The organism is Flavobacterium azizsancarii, assembly GCF_027980145.1.
Lineage (GTDB): Bacteria > Bacteroidota > Bacteroidia > Flavobacteriales > Flavobacteriaceae > Flavobacterium > Flavobacterium azizsancarii.
In genome coordinates this window covers 1-1,397 of the sequence record NZ_JAMZNK010000103.1, presented here as the reverse complement: position 1 = coordinate 1,397, position 1,397 = coordinate 1, and the positions used below count along the sequence as shown (strand labels likewise).

The window sequence follows — 1,397 nt, the reverse complement described above, 5'->3', positions numbered from 1 at the left end:
GCTTCGATTGCTTCGTATTCTGCCAATCCTAAATCATCGTATAGAATTGCTGTGTTTTTGTTACGGTCTTCGGCTCTCACCCAGAATTCTCTGGAGTCATTTCCTTGAAACATTACCCTGTCTTTTTGAGACTGATGGTACAAAATCGCATGACGCTTCATTAATACTTCTGACGGAGAAAGCGGAACGGCCATATCAATTTCGTGAATGTCCCATTCGTGCCACGCACCTCTGTACAACCAAAGCCAGCAATCATCCATATATTTCTCCGGTTTCAATTCTTTCATTGCTGCAAAAATCGCGTTCAGACAAACTTCATGTGTTCCGTGCGGATCTGCAAGATCTCCTGCTGCAAAAACCTGATGTGGTTTTATTTTTGCAATAATGTCTTTTACAATGGCTATATCTTCAACTCCTAACGGGTTTTTCTTTACCTGTCCTGTTTCGTAAAACGGAAGATCTAGAAAGTGTGTATTGGCATCTTTTAAACCAATGTATCTTGTAGCTGCATACGATTCTCTTCTACGAATAAGTCCTTTTAATTTGCGAACTTCAAGAGAATCAATTTGGTTTTCTGATTTACTGCTTAAAAACTCAATTACCGATTTGAAGTTGATTCCGCTGCCGGCTTCGCCAATAAAATCCTTGGCAACCTCAGCAAACTTTAATGCTTCATCGTCTGTAACAGCTATATTTCCGGAGGTTTGATATACGACATGTACATCGTGACCTTGTTTTATCAATTTTGAAAAAGTTCCTCCCATAGAAATCACATCATCATCCGGATGTGGACTAAAAAGTATCACTCGTTTTTTTGCTGGATTGGCTCTTTCCGGACGATGCGAATCGTCGGTATTGGGTTTTCCACCCGGCCATCCTGTGATGGTATGCTGCAATACGTTGAACATATTGATATTAAGATCATAAGCAGAACCTTCCTGCGCCAAAAGATCAGACATTCCGTTATTGTTGTAATCTCTGTCTGTTAATTTTAATATTGATTGTTTTGTTTTTTGGCACAACCAAACAATCGCTTTGCTTTTTAATTCCTGATTCCAGATGCATTCTCCCACTAGCCATGGCGTTTTGAAACGCGTTAATTCTGAGGCTGCAGACTGGTCTAATACAAATGTTGCATTAGGATGGTTTTGTAAAAATGTAGCAGGAACTTCTGAAGATATATCACCTTGAATAGTTCTCTTGATGATATCGGCTTTGTTTTGTCCCCAGGCCATTAATACGATTCTTTTAGATCTCATGATGGTTGAAACTCCCATGGTAATCGCTCTTTTAGGAACGTTGTCGATACCATTAAAATCTGATGAAGCGTCTACTCTTGTAATATGATCCAGTGTAATAATCCTGGTTCCTGAATTGACGTGTGATCCCGGTTCGTT

At 39.7% G+C, this 1,397-nt stretch carries 1 protein-coding gene; it reads right to left on the bottom strand.

Annotation, left to right across the window (positions count from 1 at the left end; translation table 11 throughout):
* The coding region (locus tag NJT12_RS24780) for a PIG-L family deacetylase (RefSeq protein ID WP_271338784.1) at positions 1-1,397 on the bottom strand (1,397 nt) is incomplete at both ends.